The organism is Paenibacillus sp. FSL K6-1318, from assembly GCF_037976905.1.
Classification (GTDB): domain Bacteria; phylum Bacillota; class Bacilli; order Paenibacillales; family Paenibacillaceae; genus Paenibacillus; species Paenibacillus amylolyticus_A.
The window spans coordinates 5,404,135-5,421,637 of the sequence record NZ_CP150270.1; the positions used below are offsets into that span (position 1 = coordinate 5,404,135).

Below are 17,503 nucleotides of genomic sequence, written 5' to 3' on the forward strand. Positions count from 1 at the left end.
CGGAATCCCGCCGCGATCAGATCTGCCGCCGCCACGGCAGGCAGAATATGATCCGGCGGGATGTGCTGCGCCACCAGCGCCTCCCCGCCGGCGAATACGCCGTCGCGGTAGCCCTCGGCGTAGCCGCCGGGCACGGCCTGCGCCTGCACCGCGTGCTCCGCGGGCTGTGCAGGCGCAGGCAAGCCCTTCGCGCTGCCCGCATTCGCGGCGGCAGCGCCTTCCCGCCCCGCAGGAGCGACACCCTTCGGGAGTGTCGCTTGGCGCGGGGCGGGGCCAGCACCGCTGGCAGGCATCGCCTGTGGCGTGCTGGCTTGCGGTGCTGGCAGGGGCGCACGGCGCATCGCCGTGCGCTGCTTGGCGCGGGCAGCGGCACGCCGGCCCCGCGCTGGTGCAGCCCTGCGTCCAGCAGTGGCCTGGCGCAGGCCGGCTTTGCCTTTGCCGGTACGGCTGGCTCTGCCCACAGCACTGCCTGTACCCGTGCTGCCCGCTTTGCCCGCACGGACCTTATGTGATGCGCCTGCTGATGTACCCGCTTTGGTCGGGGTACTCCGTTTCCCAGACTTCACACCTCTGACTCCAGCCGGCCCTGTACCCGGCCCTGCCGGAGTGCCACTGCCCATGAATACCGCCGGGTGCGTGCCCCGGGGTTTACCTGACACTGAGGCCCCCGCGGACCCGGTAGGTGTCGCTACTCTCACGCCATTTCCTCCTTTGGCATGCACGAGGATTGTCGCTGCGCAAAGCGCCGGAGCATCCTTCCAGCTCCGGCGCAGGGTGTTCTGCTCCCATGGGGCACCGCACAGCGGCAGCATCAGGCGCATATATTTTAGGGCAATTGTCCTTTCATGCGGACAGCTGCTTCCTGGAGCGAATCAAATGTACCTGCATCACTCCAGTATTTCTGCAAAATATCATATTCCAGTCCACCAGCAGACGCGTAGTGATTATTTACATCCGTGATTTCAAGCTCTCCGCGCGCAGACGGCGCGATGTTTTGAATCAGGTTAAATACATGATCGTCATACATATATATGCCAGTTACACAATAAGAGGTCTTCGGCTGGCTTGGCTTCTCCTCAATGTACGAGATTCGCTCTGGATGCTGTGGATCAAAGACCGGCACCCCATAACGTCGAGCATCATCCACTTCTTTGAGCAGAACTCGCGCTGTACCCGCCGGTTGCTGCATGTAGCGGTCCACATAAGGCTTCAGATCGTCGCTGAAGAGATTATCCCCCAGAAGCACAACGAATTTTTCGCCAGGAAGGATAAAGGTCGTCGCCAGATCCAATGCTTCCGCAATCCCGCCTGCCTTTTCCTGAATGCGGTACGTCAGCTTGACCCCATGATCTGCTCCGCCACCAAGATACTCTGTATATAACCCGGCGGAATGTTTGTTAATGACAATCAATATTTCATCAATGCCTGCCTGGCGGAGCCTGTCGATGCCATACATAATCATCGGATGTTTACCGACTGGAAGCAGATGTTTGTTAATGAGCCGGGTCAGAGGATACAGTCTAGTTCCTGTTCCGCCGGCAAGAATTACACCTTTCATTCCACATTCCCTCCTTCATCGGATATGTCCATATATTCAAGCGGATCGACATGCCATTTGCTCATAAAAATCGCATGATTACGCTCAAGCAGCTGTTTCCACGCCACCGGATCTGTCTTCTGGAAGCTTGCACTTCCCTGATGATGCACAAGGACATCCCCGCATACCAGCAAGCGATAGCCTTGCAATCTTGCTCTATAACAATAATCGTCATCCTCATAGTGTCCCGGAGAGTACACCTCGTCAAGCAGTCCAACCGATTCCACTACACTTCGTTTCATCAGCATGCACAGACCGACAATCCGGCGTACGTCCCTCCACCTTGAAGAATCCGCAACATTGTTGGAATCAGCCAGCTCCTGAAAATGTTCCATGTTCCGAAACGCCAGTTCAATCTGCTGGATTCCGCTTGCATAATTCGTGACAGGACCCGTGATCCCAATACTTGGATCACTGTGTAGAGCCGTTCGCAGATTCTCCAGCCAACGAGGCGTGACCGTAACATCATTGTTCAGCAGCAACAGCTCTTCCCCGCATGCTGCACGGAGTCCAGCGTTACACGCTGCCGGAAATCCCCGATTGTCCGGGAACCTGACAAAACGAATTCGCTCCAGTGCACAATATTCAGCCGTTCCATCCGTCGAACCGTTATCCACAACGATAATTTCGTATGACGCAGGATCGCCCGAGTATTGTCTGATGGCATCGATGCAGGGCCTGATCAGATCCAGCCCGTTGTACGTTGGGATAATTATACTGGTCAGGGTCATCTGGCGTTCCTCCTGTAGGCCACTTCGGCACGAGAGAGCGTATGTGACTGGGCTGTATCCCAACCCGTATCCAGCCAGGTAGTCAGCGCCTCCAGGTGATCTCCGATGATCAGTCTGGCGACATCATTTCCACTCCCCGTGTTACCGGGGCGCAAACGATTGGAACGAATAACATCCACCTGACTTGGTGCCGATACGCTCAGCCCATGTTGAATGGCGAGGCTTTGTGCCTTAGGTGGAACGGCCAGTGATGCTGGCTTCACGGTCTGAATCATACGACGAGACAACGCATGGGGCACGGCTGTCATGGAATTGGAACCGAGATCTGCCCTGCCTAAGGTTCGGTTCAGATATGCTTTGATTCGGCTTACCTCATCCTGCCCTGCAAACGGAGGAAGCAAGGACGTCAGATTATTCAACGCCACATCCTGTCCCCGATCCACCGCGAACAGAAAGGGTGCAAGCTGTTCCGCCGATACGACCATATCCCCATCCACAAAAAGGACCGTCTCCGCATCCGTCATCTTGGCTCCCAGGGACCGCCCCACATCATGCCCTGCCCGATCCGGTTCATATACAAGCGTAATTCCCGACTGCCTTAATACCTGCTTCAAACTGTCATCCGTCGTTCCATTCAGTACCACAATGATATCTGTCAGAGGCAAACGTTTGAGTTGCAACAGCACCTGCCCCAGTGTGCGTTCCTCATTGCAGGCACAGACAACGGCAGCAGCCGAATGGCGAAGGGGTAGCGGCACGATCTGGCAGGAATGTCCAGAAGTATGAGCATACCCTTGCATAAATGCCTTACCTGCGTTCAGCGCTACTTCTAGATTGCTTAGCTCCGCAACGTTCATCGCGTATGCATTCCACGCGTGGCGCGCATGTTTTTCTGAAGCTGCGTTGTCCGCCTTCGCCTCGCTTCCTGCAAGGTGCCCTGCTTTCCACATCAAACGCAGATCCACCAGGCCAGCTTTGGATCGGTTTCTTCTCATTTTTAGAGTAATCGACTGTTTCTTGTTCCCATGACGCTTGTTGATACGGTTGCTTCCTGTCGTCGTTCGTCTTCGTCTATTTGTTGCCCGTCTGCGGTGGACAATTCCCGAACGTCCCTTCATTTCCTCACCTCCAGCATGCTGCATCATCCGATGCGACATGCTTACCTCGCCAGGCTGCGAACACGTTGCAGATCGGTATGGCCTCCGCGGGGACCGAGCGTGTCCGTAATCCACCTGATTGCTGCCAGATGATCATTCAGCACCACTTGACTGAGCGGATCAGGCCCGCTTCGTTTCTTGATTCGAACGGCATTCAATCTGCCCACAGGTACGTGATGAACAGCGCGTACCCGGAGTCCGCCAATCACTGCTTTCGCTTGTGCGAGCGGCGGAACTTCCAGTGATGTAATTCCGATGACCTCAAGTCCATGACGGCTTAATGCATGCGGAATAGCTGTCATCGAAGCCCCTCGGAGATCGGATCTGGCGAGTATGCTGTTTAACATGTGTTTAGCCTCTACTACCGGATGAATGGGGCTGCGAGTTATCGGTCCATGGTAGTCATTAAGTGCCACATCCGTTCCCTTCAGCACAGCCTGCACATAAGGTGCAAGGTGCTCGGCAGGGATCGCAATATCTGCATCAGTGAACAGCAATACCTGACCGCGGGCCGCCGCTGCACCTACTTTTCTTCCTCCATCATGCCCCAATGCTTCGGCATAAGTGAGTACTCGTGCCCCTGCACGTTTAGCTGCGTTAGCTGTGCCATCTGTTGAACCATTAACAACCACAAGCACTTCAGCGTCACGACATATACGCAGCGCTTCCCGAACGACGGCCCCAATTGTTTTCTCCTCATTCATGGCAGGGATAATGACCGAGAGCATCGGCCGCTGAGAATCGTCCCCATGCGGAGAGGTATCTCTTATGCCATTTTCAGCTTCATTCTTGGTCCCATCCTTTGCCTGTAGCATCTGCTGCTTGGGTGGAATAACGAACATATAGGCCTTTGTACCCTTTTTCTGTCCAGACTTCAAACCTCGTTTCTTCAGCACTGTTTTTCTGCGTCTCACTTTCGATTGCGTTGCAAAACGTGCTTTAGTACGGGTTTTACGCAACACTTTCACCTCCCGCATTCAATCATGAGCATGCCAAGGGAGTACACGTTATTCTATGTATTCGTGGAGCAGTGGAAACGGCGTATGTCCTTGCACCAAGCAGGTTCTCTCTGCGAATCAGGGGGGACAAGCCTTCCTTTTAGACAAAATACGTCAAAATATGCGAAAAACGCTACCGCTCCCCTACTTCAGACACAATTTTAGAAAAAAACCAAATTTGCATCTTTTCCAAAGTTTTACACTGTGATAATATACGATCCAAGCAGTTTTATTTACAAAAATAACCTTGTTAGGAACACAGGTTCCCTATCATCTTCTTTTACTATTTATTGACCTTAGGTTAGTTATTTGTGTTTCTGATCTTGAGAGGAGTGATGCTGTTCAAAACACACTGCCATTGTCATTTACGTAAACCCGGAATGAACAACCCAGTTTTCCGTGAACACACCTTCTACCTGCGCAATTGGACAACCCCCGGCTTCTGAAAGAGGAACACAATGGACGATTAAGCCTTCGGGCTGAACCGAATAAACGGTAATCCTTTGGGTTGTGTTGATCACTTCCCAAGCCAAGGCCCAACCGACTTTGTTCCAATCGTTTCTTGTCTCATTCCACGCTTCAGGTTCAGCCCCACGCTCCGCGCTGCCCAAGTTGCAGACGGAATCCCAACCGAGATTGGCATGATATTTTCCCAAAAAAAATAAGTTTATGAATGGAGAGTTTACTATGAAATTTGCCAAAGTTATGCCAACAATTCTTGGAGGAGCTCTTTTGCTCGCTTCCGTATCCTCTGCTACTGCAGCTCCAGTGTCTGATCAATCCATTCCGCTTCAGGCCCCTTATGCCTCTGAGGAGGGTATCCCATTGAGCAGTGGAACAGATGACACCATCTTCAATTACCTTGGACAACAGGAACAATTCCTGAATTCTGACGTGAGATCTCAGCTCAAAATTGTCAAAAGAAATACCGATACGGCTGGCGTAAGACACTTCCGTTTGAAACAGTATATTAAAGGTATCCCGGTCTATGGTGCAGAACAGACGATCCACCTGGACAAAACCGGAGCCGTGAGTTCCGCGCTTGGCGATCTGCCACCAATTGAAGAGCAGGCTATTCCGAATGATGGTGTAGCCGAGATCAGCGGAGAAGACGCGATCCGCATTGCAACCGAAGAAGCAACCTCCCGTATTGGAGAGCTTGGTGCAGCGGAAATCACACCTCAAGCTGAATTGAACATCTATCATCATGAAGAAGATGGTCAGACTTATCTGGTTTATATCACGGAAGTTAACGTGCTTGAACCTGCCCCTCTACGGACCAAGTATTTCGTAAACGCAGTGGATGGCAGTATCGTATCCCAGTTTGACCTCATTAACTTTGCCACGGGAACAGGTACGGGTGTGCTTGGTGATACCAAAACCCTGACAACCACCCAATCCGGCAGCACCTTCCAACTGAAAGATACCACTCGCGGTAATGGCATCCAAACGTACACGGCGAACAATGGCTCTTCGCTGCCAGGTACCCTGCTTACGGATTCAGATAATGTATGGACCGACCGTGCAGGTGTAGATGCTCATGCTTATGCTGCTGCCACGTATGATTTCTACAAAAACAAATTCAACCGTAACGGCATTAATGGTAACGGATTGTTGATCAGATCCACTGTGCATTACGGCTCCAACTACAATAACGCCTTCTGGAACGGGGCACAGATTGTCTTTGGTGATGGAGACGGAACGACGTTCCGATCCCTGTCTGGTGATCTGGATGTTGTGGGTCATGAATTGACACATGGTGTTATTGAGTACACAGCCAATCTGGAATATCGCAATGAACCAGGTGCACTCAACGAAGCCTTTGCCGATATTTTCGGCAATACGATCCAAAGCAAAAACTGGCTGCTTGGTGATGATATCTACACACCTAACATTCCAGGAGATGCGCTTCGCTCCCTGTCCAACCCTACATTGTATGGTCAACCTGACAAATACAGTGATCGTTACACAGGTACACAGGACAACGGTGGTGTGCATATCAACAGTGGTATCATTAACAAAGCCTATTTCCTTGCAGCTCAAGGCGGAACACACAATGGTGTGACGGTTACTGGAATCGGCCGGGATAAAGCGATCCAAATTTTCTACAGCACATTGGTGAACTACCTGACGCCAACATCCAAATTTGCCGCTGCCAAGACAGCTACCATTCAAGCTGCCAAAGATCTGTACGGAGCAACTTCCGCTGAAGCGACTGCCATTACCAAAGCGTATCAAGCTGTAGGCTTGTAAAACTTACATTAATTCTTGTGGTTGAACTTATAATGAACTCATTTTAAATTGTAACGAAACGTTCAGACACCCCTCACCGTCCGAACGGATCAAGCTTATCTCATGCAAAAGCGGTGTCCCGGACAACTCTGGGCACCGCTTTTGTCATTTGTCTATTATTTATATAAGGCTGCATTATGCTTGCGAAGGTCCTGCTGCAATCCATGACAACAATCCGTACGTATGCTTACAATCTGCCGTACGTGACACTTCCAGTACCGCTTCATCCTCACTCTGCGAGAGAAGAGATACCTGAAATCCCCGATCATTGCTCATGGCTACAATCACATAATGTTCTGAAGCAAATGACTCTTCAAACACAACGGTTACCTCTGTGCATGTTTCACTCTCTGGCAGTACAAAAGCTTCCATTCCAAATTGCTGTACCACAGGTTGCTTGCTTACGCTACGAACTGGCTGGAAGGCCAAATGTTTGGCCTGAACTGCGCCCGATTGCAGCTGGTTGCTGCCCACGGCATCATCACACAGATGCTCCTGTGTAATGGATTGAGGTTCTGGATTATACTCCACTTGAACAGCAGATCCTGACGACGTTTCGACTGAATCAGCAGCGGATTGAGTTCTTTCATCCGTTACAGATTCTGCAATTTCTTCTGTCCATCCTGTAAAGAATCCAGCCTCGGCTTGAACCTCTTGCTGATCATATTGATTTTCAAGTTCAGGCTGAGTCTGTTGATCCTGCAGTTCCAGTAGACCAGCCAGCGCATTCGTTGCTGTCTCATTACCGATATCCAGTCCAAACAGTGCTTCATTGTCCAGACCTACCGACTGCATGAGCTGCTGAACCTCCAGCATTGCTTCCTGCCTTTTCAGCTCTGCCAATTGTTCCAGTGTATCTGCACTCACCTGACGAATGGCATTCCAGATCTCTTCACTTAGATGTGCCGTACCCACAATACCTGCATTCAAATGACTGGAAGTGATACTTTGGTCACTTAATTTGCTGCCATCAATCGCTCGGTCAGCCAGATGCACAGCGGATATCGCGCCTGTGGACAATTTGCTTCCATCTACACTGCCATCGGCCAGTTTTGAACCTGTAACTGCTCCTTCTTGCAGGTTAACCGTGCCTACTGCTTCCTCTTCCAGATGGAGCGCACCAATACTTCCCTCTTGAATGTGATCCGCACGAATCGCGCCTTCTTCGATGTGAATCGATTGCACGCTTTCGCCAGCGAGATGAGTACTTGATACCGCACCCTCGGCTAATTTGTTGCCATCGATCGCACGGTCAGCCAAATGCACAGCGGATATCGCGCCTGTAGCTAATTTACTACCATCCACACTGCCATCAGCCAATTTAGAGCCCGTAACTGCTCCTTCTTGCAGGTTAACCGTGCCTACCGATTCCTCTTCCAGATGAAGCGCACCAATACTTCCCTCTTGAATGTGATCCGCACGAATTGTCCCGTCTTGGATATGAGCAGATTGCACACTTTCGCCAGCGAGATGAGTACTTGATACCGCACCCTCGGCTAATTTGTTGCCATCGATCGCACGGTCAGCCAAATGCACAGCGGATATCGCGCCTGGGGCTAATTTACTGCCATCCACACTGCCATCAGCCAATTTGGAACCCGCTACTGCTCCATCCTGGAGGTTAACCGTACCTACCGCGTCCTCTTCCAAGTGAAGCGCACCAATACTTCCCTCTTGAATGTGATCCGCACGGATCGCGCCTTCTTCGATGTGAATCGATTGCACACTTTCGCCAGCGAGATGAACACTTGATACTGCACCCTCAACTAATTTATCTCCGTCTACACTGCCGTCAGCCAATTTGGAGCCCGTAACTGCTTCATCTTGCAGGTTAACCGTGCTTACTGCATCTTCTTCCAGTTGAAGCGCACCAATGCTTCCCTCTTGAATGTGATCCGTACGTATTGCGCCTTCTTCGATATGAATCGATTGCACACTTTCGTATGCCAGGTGTCTGCTCGATATCGCACCCGCAGCTATTTTTGTTCCGTCCACACCGCCCGTGGCCAGTTTGGATCGGGTCACGGATTCTTCCTGTAAAATAATCGTACTCACCGATTCTTCTTCCAGATGAGAAGTACCAATGCTCCGCTCCTGAATGTGGTGAGGAAGGATCGCCCCATCCTGCACATGGCGGGATTGTACCGCTCCTTGCTGAAGATGATTTGCGCCAAGCGCCTCCGCCTGAAGATGCAGTCCACTGATCAGACCTGGTTGCAGATGTGCTTCCGTTACGGATAAAGGCGCCAGATGATCTGTTTGCACAGAGGATGGCGTGAGATGTTGTGACGTTATTGCCTGCCCTACGATATGATCTCCATGAATAATGTCTTCTTTCAGATGCTGGGAGTTCACGACCTGAGCAGCCAAATGATCCGATGTTACACTTCCTCCAGCCAGATGAATGGAATCGACCGAACCAGGCTGAAGGTGATCACTGCTTACCGCCCCATGCTGTAATTCCGCTCCAGATACCGAATCTGCTGCCAGATGCTCTGAAGACAACGTACCTTGCCGCAGTTTGTTGCCTGTAATACTGCCATCTGCAAACAACTCCGGCGACCGGATCTCATCAGCCAGATGCTCCAGGGAGACGGCATGTTGCTTCAGATGATAACCACGAATCGTTCCGGCAGGAATATGCTTGGCGACGATACTTTCGGCCAGAATTTTAGAAGAAGTAACACTGCCATCCGCCAGTTTCGCTGACGTAACTGCTAAGTCAGCCAGTTTGTCAGTGGAGACACTCTCTGGTGAAAGTTTAGGAGAAGTAACCGCATGGTCCGTCAGATGCGGCGGGAAAATGGACCCTCCAGCCAATTGGGCTGAGGTCACACTGCCCGGGGCCATTTTATCCGTAGTGATTGCACCGCGAGACATCGCCTCCGTATGAACACTGCCCGGTTGAAGATGGGGTGTGCTCACCGAGTGTTCCGTAAGGTGCTCGGACTTCACAGAATAAGGTCTCAGTGCCTCGGAACCTACACTGCCTTGAGCCAGATGCGCACCTGTAACACCTCCATTCGCGAGATGGGTCGATGTTACGCTGCCCGGAGCCAATGCTTTGCCGATGACAGAGGCAGGCCCCAGTTTCTCGGCTGTAACACTGGTATCCGCGAGCTTCGCATTTGTTACCGCTCCGTCCTGCAATTCAAATGTACCTACGGATGACTCGGCCAAGTGCTTCTCCAGCACGACGCCTTCGCCCAAAGCCTCAGCAGACACACTTCCCGCGGAGAAATGAGAAGCTTCAATGCTTCCACTAGCAATATGAATCGAGTGAATCGCTGAATTATCTACATGCACAGGCGTAATTCCCCGATTCGCGATGTGCTCTGCACGAATGGACCCTTTGGCCAGATGTTTACCTTGTACGGCTTCATCGGCAATTTTGGAAGCAATGATGCTCTGGTCGGCGATCTTGGAAGCCGTAATGGCCTGTTCCAGCAATTTCGCTGTTCCGACAGACTGGTCTGCCAGCTTGCTGCTGTTGACCGCACTATCCACCAGATGCTCACTGCTTATTTCTCCATGCCCAATCTGCTCGCTGCCTATAGCGAGCGCTCGAATCTGAGCGGAGCCGATGGAACCATCCACCAGATGCCTTCCGCTTAATGAATTCTCGGCAATGTGTCTGGTCTGAATCGCCCCGTCCTCAATCTGCTCACTTCCAATACTGCTGGCAGACAGTTGGGAACGCCCCACAATCCCTTCCGCCAAATGTGTTTGTTTAACTGCACCGGACTGAATGTGGTGTGATTCGATGGATTGCTCTTCAATCTTGCTGCCCGTCACAGCACCTTCACGAATTTTGGCCGATGTTACCGCATCATCAGCCAGCTTCGATGTATGAATGACTCCACCCGATAAATGGCGGGTCTCGATCCCACTGATGGCAATCTTATCGCCGGTGACCGCATGATTTTTGATCAATTCTTCGGTAACCAGCAAGCGGCTAAGATGCCTTGTATTGATGGAACCGTCGGCAATTTTGGCGGAATCAATGACTTGATTGCCTAGCTTCTGCGAAGTGATGCTGCCATCCCTGATTTTATCCCCACCAATGGAAGCATTCCGGATTTTGTGACCTGACACGGAGCCATCAATCAGATGTTCTTCCGATACAGACGCTTCTGCCAGTTTCGCAGATACAATTGCACCATCCGCGATGTGGATGCTGGTCACTGCATAATCCTGTAACGCTTCACTTCCGACAGCACCTGGTTTTAGCTTGGATGCATCCACCGAGAAGGGAGCCAGCCGACTCTCCGTAACAGCGAACTCACTGAGATCATCCGTGTAGATGTAGTGTCCGGTATGTCCCGGCATCTGATTCTGATTCAGGATCTCCAGCCGATCCTTGCTCTTTGTCTCCTTCTTGCTACTCTGTTCTTCCAGGGAAAGAGGAGCAATACTGCTTACCTGAATTTCTTTCTCCGTGACCACTGGAACACTCACTTCCTGATTCACTGACTCTACAGGTTCAGGCTTCGGGGTGTCAGCCAATTTCTCTTGCACAGGCTCGTTCGTAGCTGAACGAACCTCTGTACTTTCGGGAGAAGCTTCAGCTGAATCTTGAATGCTCTTGGGAGCAGGTACATCTGTATTCAGGCGTTCTCCCCTATTCGGTATCAGCCCTGATTTTGTTGGATCCACTCGGCGATCAGTCAGTTCCAATTCCTTGAATTTCGGGCTCACATGCCGCAGTTTCGGCGTCAGAACCTTCTTTTTGCCATTTTTACTCATGCAGCTTGCTCCTTCCTCTAACGTTCGTCTCCGGCATCATATGCTTCCATATGGGCATCTGCCACTTCATTTATGACTTTTGCAGATTCCAGAACACGGATGGACAGGTGTCAAAACAGGAATGTTCGATGATCTTCGTGGAAATAGGCGTGTCAGGGTAGCAGAGGAAAGGCGGCTGTCCACGCCCCCGTCCCAGTCATGTCATAGGATATTGTATCTAGGTCGTGTCTGAAAACTCGCTGAAGTGCTTCCTTCGGAGTTTTCAGCCACGCCCTGAGCAAACGCTGGTGCATGGCGATGCATCTACACACCGGTCTGCGTTATCGTGATGTCCAACCATGCGGTGACAGGCCGGCATTCCATGAATGGACGATCCATGTCGCGATAACATCGAAGGAGGAACGGTCATGCTCCAAGAAACGATCGGCATTATGTTCGATTCACGCATGTACCGGGGGATACCGGCCGGAAGGACCGGTCAGGAATCACTCGCGAATTATGAACAGGCAGCGGCCAGTTATGGATTAACTCCCTGCTTTTTGCGGCTGGAAGATATTGATTCGGATCGTAAGACATGTCTTGCCTATGTAAAAAAGGAAGGTAAATATGTCCGTGAGCGCATGCCATTGCCCTCCGTCATTCATAACCGATCACTCCAGCTTCGCCGGGCGGAACAGCATCAGATCACCAAGCTGATGTTGCAGGGTATTCAGGTATTCAACGTTCGCAACCGGTACCGTAAAGATCACATTCATGACATGCTTCATCAGGACTTCGCCTTGCGAGAACATCTGCCCTATGCAGTTAAAGCTACGCCAGAATCTCTGGCCTATATGATGGAACATTATGATGACCTCGTCATCAAACCCTGTAGTGGCAGTATCGGTCATGGTATTATGCGAGTCTTTCAGCGAGATGGACAGTGGAAACTGACCTGTGAAACGAAGGCTGCACGTAAAGGATGGGCTACATTCCGTTTGAGCAAAGGACAGCTTCCTTCCTCCACCCTGCGGCGTATCTTTCGTCATGCCTACCTCATTGAAGAGCGTATCCCGCTGGTGCGTTATGAGGGCAGGCCGGTCGATCTGCGGGTATCCGTACAGCGTGGTAGCGATGGTCTGTGGGGAATTACAGGCATGTTTGCCAAAGCCGCTCCTGCTCATACGTTTGTCACCAACATCGCCCAGGGCGGTAAAGTCATGAAGCTCGCCGAGGCCCTTGGGGCAGCATATTCAGACTTCGATCTGGCTCGACTGGAACACAGGATCGGATTTGTTGCACTCCGAATTGCCCAGAACCTGGCCGCCAGTCTGCCACACCTGGCTGATCTGGGCCTTGATCTTGGAATTACGCGCAGCGGCCAGATCTATTTTATTGAATGCAATGGACGGGATCAGCGCTACGGTTTTCGTAAAGCCGGCATGTCGGAACACTGGAAGACCACATACAGCAAACCGATGGCCTATGGACGTCTGTTGCTGGAGCAGAATTCAAGAATTCCGAGACAACCGCAGACATACGATAGGGGATCATATTGATTTCGTGTGCATTCTGTGTCAATATTATGCAGAACGGCCGGTCATGCCGGCCTTGAAGTTCGCATTAACCCTAAGGGGGATATTCATGGCAAAAACGCTGTTGCGATTAATGACCGAGCTTTCTTCGCGCAAATGGATCTCACGGACTGTGGGAGCCTTCTCCAAAAGCCGGGGAAGCAAGGCATTTATCCCTTATTTTGTTCGGACCTACGACATCCCTGTTCAGGAGGCCGAGAAAGACTGGAAAGAATACCGTTCACTAAACGATTTCTTTACCCGCAAATTAAAACCGGGCATGCGCCCGTTGGAACTTTCAGAGCATGCACTGATCAGCCCGGTCGATGCCAAGATTACGGCAGCCGGTCCGATATCTGCAGGGACACTCCTGAATGTTAAGGGACAAAATTATACACTTGCTGAATTATTAAACCATTCTCCCCATCTGGAGAAGTACAAGCACGGCTACGGGTTCGTCCTCTATCTCAGCCCTCGCGACTATCACCGCATTCATGCACCTGTCAGCGGCCGCAAAATAGAGAGCGAGCACATCAAAGGCAAAGTTTATCCCGTGAATGACTTTGGCCTGACCCATATGAGATCCGTGCTTAGTCGAAACGAACGGCTCATTACGTATATCGCACACGATTACGGTGAAGTGGCGGTTGTCAAAGTAGGTGCGATGAACGTGAGTAGCATACAATATGCGGACACGGACACAAGTACCTGGGCACAGGGCGATGATCTGGCCTATTTTGAATTCGGTTCCACTGTTGTTCTGTTGACGCAGAGTGGCACATTCGAACCGAAACCGGGCCTACAGCCAGGCGATTCGGTCAAAATGGGTGCATTGCTTGGTCGTTTGAAACCGAAGAACTAATGAGTCATACGCAAATAAAGAGGATGGCGCAGCACCTGTAACCAGGTATTGCGCCATCCTCTTTATGCATTCATATTCATCCATGTATACATACAGTACGAAGCCTCGCTCCGTCATTATTGGTCTGCTGAGTTCTCCTCAAAACCACACATCTTGCAAGTCCTCTGCCGGTTTGAAGCGGCGCAGACGGTTCCGGAAAATATTGCATCCCTTCGTAGAGCATCCCCGGTTGCGGACCCGACGTTTTCCGTTCATCACAAGTTCCCCCTTTTGGTCATCTGGAATGCTAGATAATTACCCTTGCGTTCCAGACTTGAAACGTTGTCATGTTCTTCCTATCAGAATTCTAACGAATCTCGGATGGGCTTTTGCCTGTATACTGCTTGAACTGACGACTGAAGAAGAAAATATCCCGGTATCCCAGAGCATCTGCCACTTCGGTCACATTCATGCCGGTATGCACCAGCAGATGTTCTGCCCGTTCAATACGCATACGGATAATATAAGATTGCACCGATGATCCGACCAGTTCCTTGAACTTGATCGAGAAGTATCGGGGTGATAAGCCAGCCCGTGCAGCCAGATCTTCCACCCGATGCGTAATCCCGGGATGCTGACGTACATAATTGGCGACCTCCTGAATCACATCGGATAACTGGTTGCTTACCTTTTTCTCCACAGGTTCTTCCGTATCGGCGCGCAGCAAATGAATCATCAGCTGTTTCAGAATCAATCGACTCTCTTCATCTCGCCCGTACACATCCGATAAGAACAGTCTTACATAACGTGCCAACAAATGCTCAAACTCCACCGTTTCCTGTACCTCACGATAGGACTGGGGAACATCAGCAACAGGCACGTCCACATCAAAGTGAATATACGTAAGTACCAACGGTTTTTGCTTATTATGTGTTGCCGTAGGATGATCGCCTGGTCTGAACAAAAAACAACTACCCTTCCCAACTTCATAGGACTGGTCATTCAGTACAAGTGTTCCTTCACCACTCCATACATAGAATAAATCATAGTTTTGCATCGGTTTTTCCCGTTTCTGCCACTTCCAGCCCGGTTCACAGACAATTTTGGCGACAGCGGGCAAAATAACAAATGATGACGGCGATGCCTGCAGCATGTCGCCACTCCCCCTTGATAGTTAATCTCTCTGCATATGGCATCATTCTGATCTGAATCTCACTTCTTCAATCAAGGCCATATGTATTTCAGTATGTTGCATGATTAAATACAACTTGCTCATATATGATCTCTGCTCTTACAGGAGCGAAATGTCTTATCCCATTATACAGCGGAATTCACCGAAACGAAAATGTGCACTTCTCCCAGGCTAGCCGCATTCGCCGGATTCCCTCTGTCATCTCTTCTTTCTCCAGATGTGCAAAAGCAAAACAGGCCGCCGGATGACCTGAAGTCAACCGATATCGCTCTGCATCACGGAACAATATGCTATCCTCCTCAGCAAGTTTTTTAAATCGCTGATAACTGTCCACATCGCCATTCCAGGCAGCGTAGATATGCAGTCCTGCATCACCAAGCTGCATGGTGAATGCCTCCGGCAACTGTAGTTCCATCTCTCGCACAAAAAAATCATGCCGTTCCCCATATAACCGGGTTAACCTCCGTAAGTGCCTCAGGTAACCTCCTCGGGTCATGAACTTCGCCAGTGCGCGCTGCTCCAGCAGTGCCGGAGGTACCGGTTCATACAACGCCTTGGCGGCAAGCAGAGGTTCTACCAGACCAGGTGGCAGGACGGCGTAGCCCAGTCGAAACGAAGCAACCATCGTTTGTGAGAATGAACCCACGTAGATGACGCGCTGTTCACGATCAAGCACTTTAAGGGGTTCAATCGGTCTTCCGCCCCACCGGAATTCGCTGTCGTAATCATCTTCAATAATGACCGCATTTCGCTTCGAGGCCCACGCAAGCAAAGAACGTCTTCTGTCCAATCCGAGCACGGCTCCTGTTGGAAACTGCCGGGTAGGGGTGACAAATAACGTCTGTGCCTCCCATGGCTGAGGAATAATACCCGCGGTATCCACATCTGCCGGGATGATGTTCCCACCACAGGACTTAACCGCATGGGCAATGCCCGGATACCCCGGATTCTCCAATACAACCGCTGACCCCTCTGCGATCAGCAGCTGGGATAGCAGAGTAATACCTTGCATTGAACCGCTGAACAATACAATCTGTGATGCATCAGCCTGGATGCCACGTGTCCATCTGAGATGGGAGGCGATGGCTTCACGCAGCTCCGGATCACCGGCTGCACCGCTAGGTTCTCGCCAACCACTGCGATGAACAGCAGCGAGTGCACTCTTCCACTCCGCCAGCGGGAAATGTTCTGCAGGCATACGCTGCATTTGGAAATTAATGATGGACGGCTTCGGTGAAGGTATCTGGGCCCATGGGACATCATGTTGTGTATTCAACATCTGGACTCGTTCGCCCCAGGGAGACAGCTGGAGAACGGCTTCACGTTTCTCATTTTCCTGTGTGGATAATGTTTCTGTTACAAATGTACCTCTTCCGCGATGTGCATGGACATAACCATCCGCAAGCAGCATGTCGTATACCTGAGCTACCGAACCACGTGACATCTCATATTGCCTTGCCAGTTTGCGCGTCGAAGGAAGCCTCGTGCCTCCCTCCAGTGTGCCTGCATGAATGGCATCCCGTAACGCATGGTACAGTGCCTCATACTTGTATCGATGTTGAAGTTCATATGTATCCATCGGCAGCCACAATTCCATCGTGCACCTCTCCATCCGTCTTCATTCGTGATTCCTGACCAATTGGCCTACTAAAGTGAATGTAAATTGGATCTATTTCATTGTCAATGTATGAACTAATGTTATCCATAAGATATGGCGTTCTATTATACATTTCATTGATGGGGGAATACACATGAGACGGAAAGAATTCACAGTAGATGAAGAACAGGAGATTACCGCATTTCTGGATCAGTGCTCCTTCGGGTTTCTGGGGACGGTCAGTCCGGATGGGCAACCACGGGTTACACCACTGAATTTCGTTTATATGGACGGTCACTTTTATTTTCACGGCAGTCTGGCTGGAGAGAAGATGAAACAGATCAAACAGCATTCGTCGGTCAGTTTCACGGTAGCTGAAGAGTTCTCCCTGATTCCGTCCTTTTTCAGTGATCCCGAGCTTGCTTGTCCAGCGACTTCTTTCTTCAAAAGTGTCATGGCCTTCGGTCAGGCAGAACCGGTTAAGGATCTGGACATCAAAGGCAAGGTACTGCAACGCTTCATGGAGAAACTCCAGCCGCAAGGCGGATATGTGCCCATTGATGCTACTGATTCGCGTTACACAGGCAACCTGAAAGCTGTAGCTGTTGTACGAATTATCCCGGAACGAGTCACTGCCAAATTTAAATTCGGTCAAAATTGGTCCAGCGAACGCTTGGATCATATCAGTACTCAACTGGAACAGCGCAATGAGGGACGAGATGCCGAAACCGCCGAGATGATGCGGAAATATTGTCCATTTCATCAGCAATAAGTATCCATTTCGGAGGATTCATCCAAG

General features: G+C 50.8%; 12 protein-coding genes. 4 read left to right on the forward strand and 8 right to left on the reverse strand.

Annotation, left to right across the window (positions count from 1 at the left end):
* Nucleotides 1-826 precede the first annotated feature (826 nt).
* From NYE45_RS24035 to NYE45_RS24055, 5 genes are all read right to left on the reverse strand, one after another.
* A complete protein-coding gene (locus tag NYE45_RS24035) occupies nucleotides 827-1,558 on the reverse strand; it encodes a sugar phosphate nucleotidyltransferase (RefSeq protein ID WP_062837897.1) in 732 nt (243 codons plus the stop codon).
* Nucleotides 1,555-2,328, reverse strand: coding sequence for a glycosyltransferase family 2 protein (locus NYE45_RS24040; RefSeq protein WP_340014309.1), 774 nt, complete (start codon nucleotides 2,326-2,328; stop codon nucleotides 1,555-1,557). The genes NYE45_RS24035 and NYE45_RS24040 overlap by 4 nt, the downstream gene beginning before the upstream one ends.
* Nucleotides 2,325-3,446, reverse strand: coding sequence for a glycosyltransferase family A protein (locus tag NYE45_RS24045; RefSeq protein WP_340014310.1), 1,122 nt, complete (start codon nucleotides 3,444-3,446; stop codon nucleotides 2,325-2,327). The genes NYE45_RS24040 and NYE45_RS24045 overlap by 4 nt, the downstream gene beginning before the upstream one ends.
* A gap of 41 nt (nucleotides 3,447-3,487) precedes the next feature.
* The gene (locus tag NYE45_RS24050; RefSeq protein ID WP_340014311.1) at nucleotides 3,488-4,444 is read right to left on the reverse strand and encodes a glycosyltransferase; all 957 of its coding nucleotides are present in this window, start codon (nucleotides 4,442-4,444) and stop codon (nucleotides 3,488-3,490) included.
* Nucleotides 4,445-4,848: 404 nt separating this feature from the next.
* The gene (locus NYE45_RS24055; protein WP_340014312.1) at nucleotides 4,849-5,139 is read right to left on the reverse strand and encodes a hypothetical protein; all 291 of its coding nucleotides are present in this window, start codon (nucleotides 5,137-5,139) and stop codon (nucleotides 4,849-4,851) included.
* Between the two features lie 31 nt (nucleotides 5,140-5,170).
* On the opposite strand from NYE45_RS24055, the gene NYE45_RS24060 reads away from it, so the two are divergent.
* Nucleotides 5,171-6,736: a M4 family metallopeptidase gene (locus NYE45_RS24060; protein WP_076333147.1), complete on the forward strand. Its 1,566-nt coding sequence runs from the start codon at nucleotides 5,171-5,173 to the stop codon at nucleotides 6,734-6,736.
* 174 nt (nucleotides 6,737-6,910) lie between these two features.
* Here NYE45_RS24060 and NYE45_RS24065 read toward each other — a convergent pair whose 3' ends face one another.
* Nucleotides 6,911-11,521: a WIAG-tail domain gene (locus NYE45_RS24065; protein ID WP_340014313.1), complete on the reverse strand. Its 4,611-nt coding sequence runs from the start codon at nucleotides 11,519-11,521 to the stop codon at nucleotides 6,911-6,913.
* Nucleotides 11,522-11,928: 407 nt separating this feature from the next.
* On the opposite strand from NYE45_RS24065, the gene NYE45_RS24070 reads away from it, so the two are divergent.
* Together NYE45_RS24070 and asd are read left to right on the forward strand one after the other, a co-directional pair.
* Complete coding sequence (locus tag NYE45_RS24070; protein ID WP_340014314.1) at nucleotides 11,929-13,059, forward strand: YheC/YheD family protein; 1,131 nt, start codon at nucleotides 11,929-11,931, stop codon at nucleotides 13,057-13,059.
* Between the two features lie 85 nt (nucleotides 13,060-13,144).
* Complete coding sequence (gene asd / locus NYE45_RS24075) at nucleotides 13,145-13,936, forward strand: archaetidylserine decarboxylase (protein WP_062837904.1); 792 nt, start codon at nucleotides 13,145-13,147, stop codon at nucleotides 13,934-13,936.
* A gap of 346 nt (nucleotides 13,937-14,282) precedes the next feature.
* On the opposite strand, the gene NYE45_RS24080 is transcribed toward asd, so the two are convergent.
* Together NYE45_RS24080 and NYE45_RS24085 are read right to left on the reverse strand one after the other, a co-directional pair.
* Nucleotides 14,283-15,068: an AraC family transcriptional regulator gene (locus NYE45_RS24080; RefSeq protein WP_036605807.1), complete on the reverse strand. Its 786-nt coding sequence runs from the start codon at nucleotides 15,066-15,068 to the stop codon at nucleotides 14,283-14,285.
* 178 nt (nucleotides 15,069-15,246) lie between these two features.
* Nucleotides 15,247-16,704, reverse strand: coding sequence for a PLP-dependent aminotransferase family protein (locus NYE45_RS24085; RefSeq protein WP_340014315.1), 1,458 nt, complete (start codon nucleotides 16,702-16,704; stop codon nucleotides 15,247-15,249).
* 154 nt (nucleotides 16,705-16,858) lie between these two features.
* Here NYE45_RS24085 and NYE45_RS24090 point away from each other — a divergent pair, with 154 nt between their 5' ends.
* Complete coding sequence (locus tag NYE45_RS24090; protein WP_340014316.1) at nucleotides 16,859-17,476, forward strand: pyridoxamine 5'-phosphate oxidase family protein; 618 nt, start codon at nucleotides 16,859-16,861, stop codon at nucleotides 17,474-17,476.
* The last annotated feature ends 27 nt before the right edge of the window (nucleotides 17,477-17,503 follow it).

Coding starts and splice junctions, on each gene's coding strand:
- NYE45_RS24070 (WP_340014314.1), top strand. CDS start 11,929: ATGCTCCAAGAAACGATCGGCATTATGTTCGATTCACGCATGTACCGG.
- NYE45_RS24085 (WP_340014315.1), bottom strand. CDS start 16,704: ATGGAATTGTGGCTGCCGATGGATACATATGAACTTCAACATCGATAC.
- asd (WP_062837904.1), top strand. CDS start 13,145: ATGGCAAAAACGCTGTTGCGATTAATGACCGAGCTTTCTTCGCGCAAA.
- NYE45_RS24035 (WP_062837897.1), bottom strand. CDS start 1,558: ATGAAAGGTGTAATTCTTGCCGGCGGAACAGGAACTAGACTGTATCCT.
- NYE45_RS24090 (WP_340014316.1), top strand. CDS start 16,859: ATGAGACGGAAAGAATTCACAGTAGATGAAGAACAGGAGATTACCGCA.
- NYE45_RS24080 (WP_036605807.1), bottom strand. CDS start 15,068: ATGCTGCAGGCATCGCCGTCATCATTTGTTATTTTGCCCGCTGTCGCC.
- NYE45_RS24040 (WP_340014309.1), bottom strand. CDS start 2,328: ATGACCCTGACCAGTATAATTATCCCAACGTACAACGGGCTGGATCTG.
- NYE45_RS24045 (WP_340014310.1), bottom strand. CDS start 3,446: ATGAAGGGACGTTCGGGAATTGTCCACCGCAGACGGGCAACAAATAGA.
- NYE45_RS24060 (WP_076333147.1), top strand. CDS start 5,171: ATGAAATTTGCCAAAGTTATGCCAACAATTCTTGGAGGAGCTCTTTTG.
- NYE45_RS24065 (WP_340014313.1), bottom strand. CDS start 11,521: ATGAGTAAAAATGGCAAAAAGAAGGTTCTGACGCCGAAACTGCGGCAT.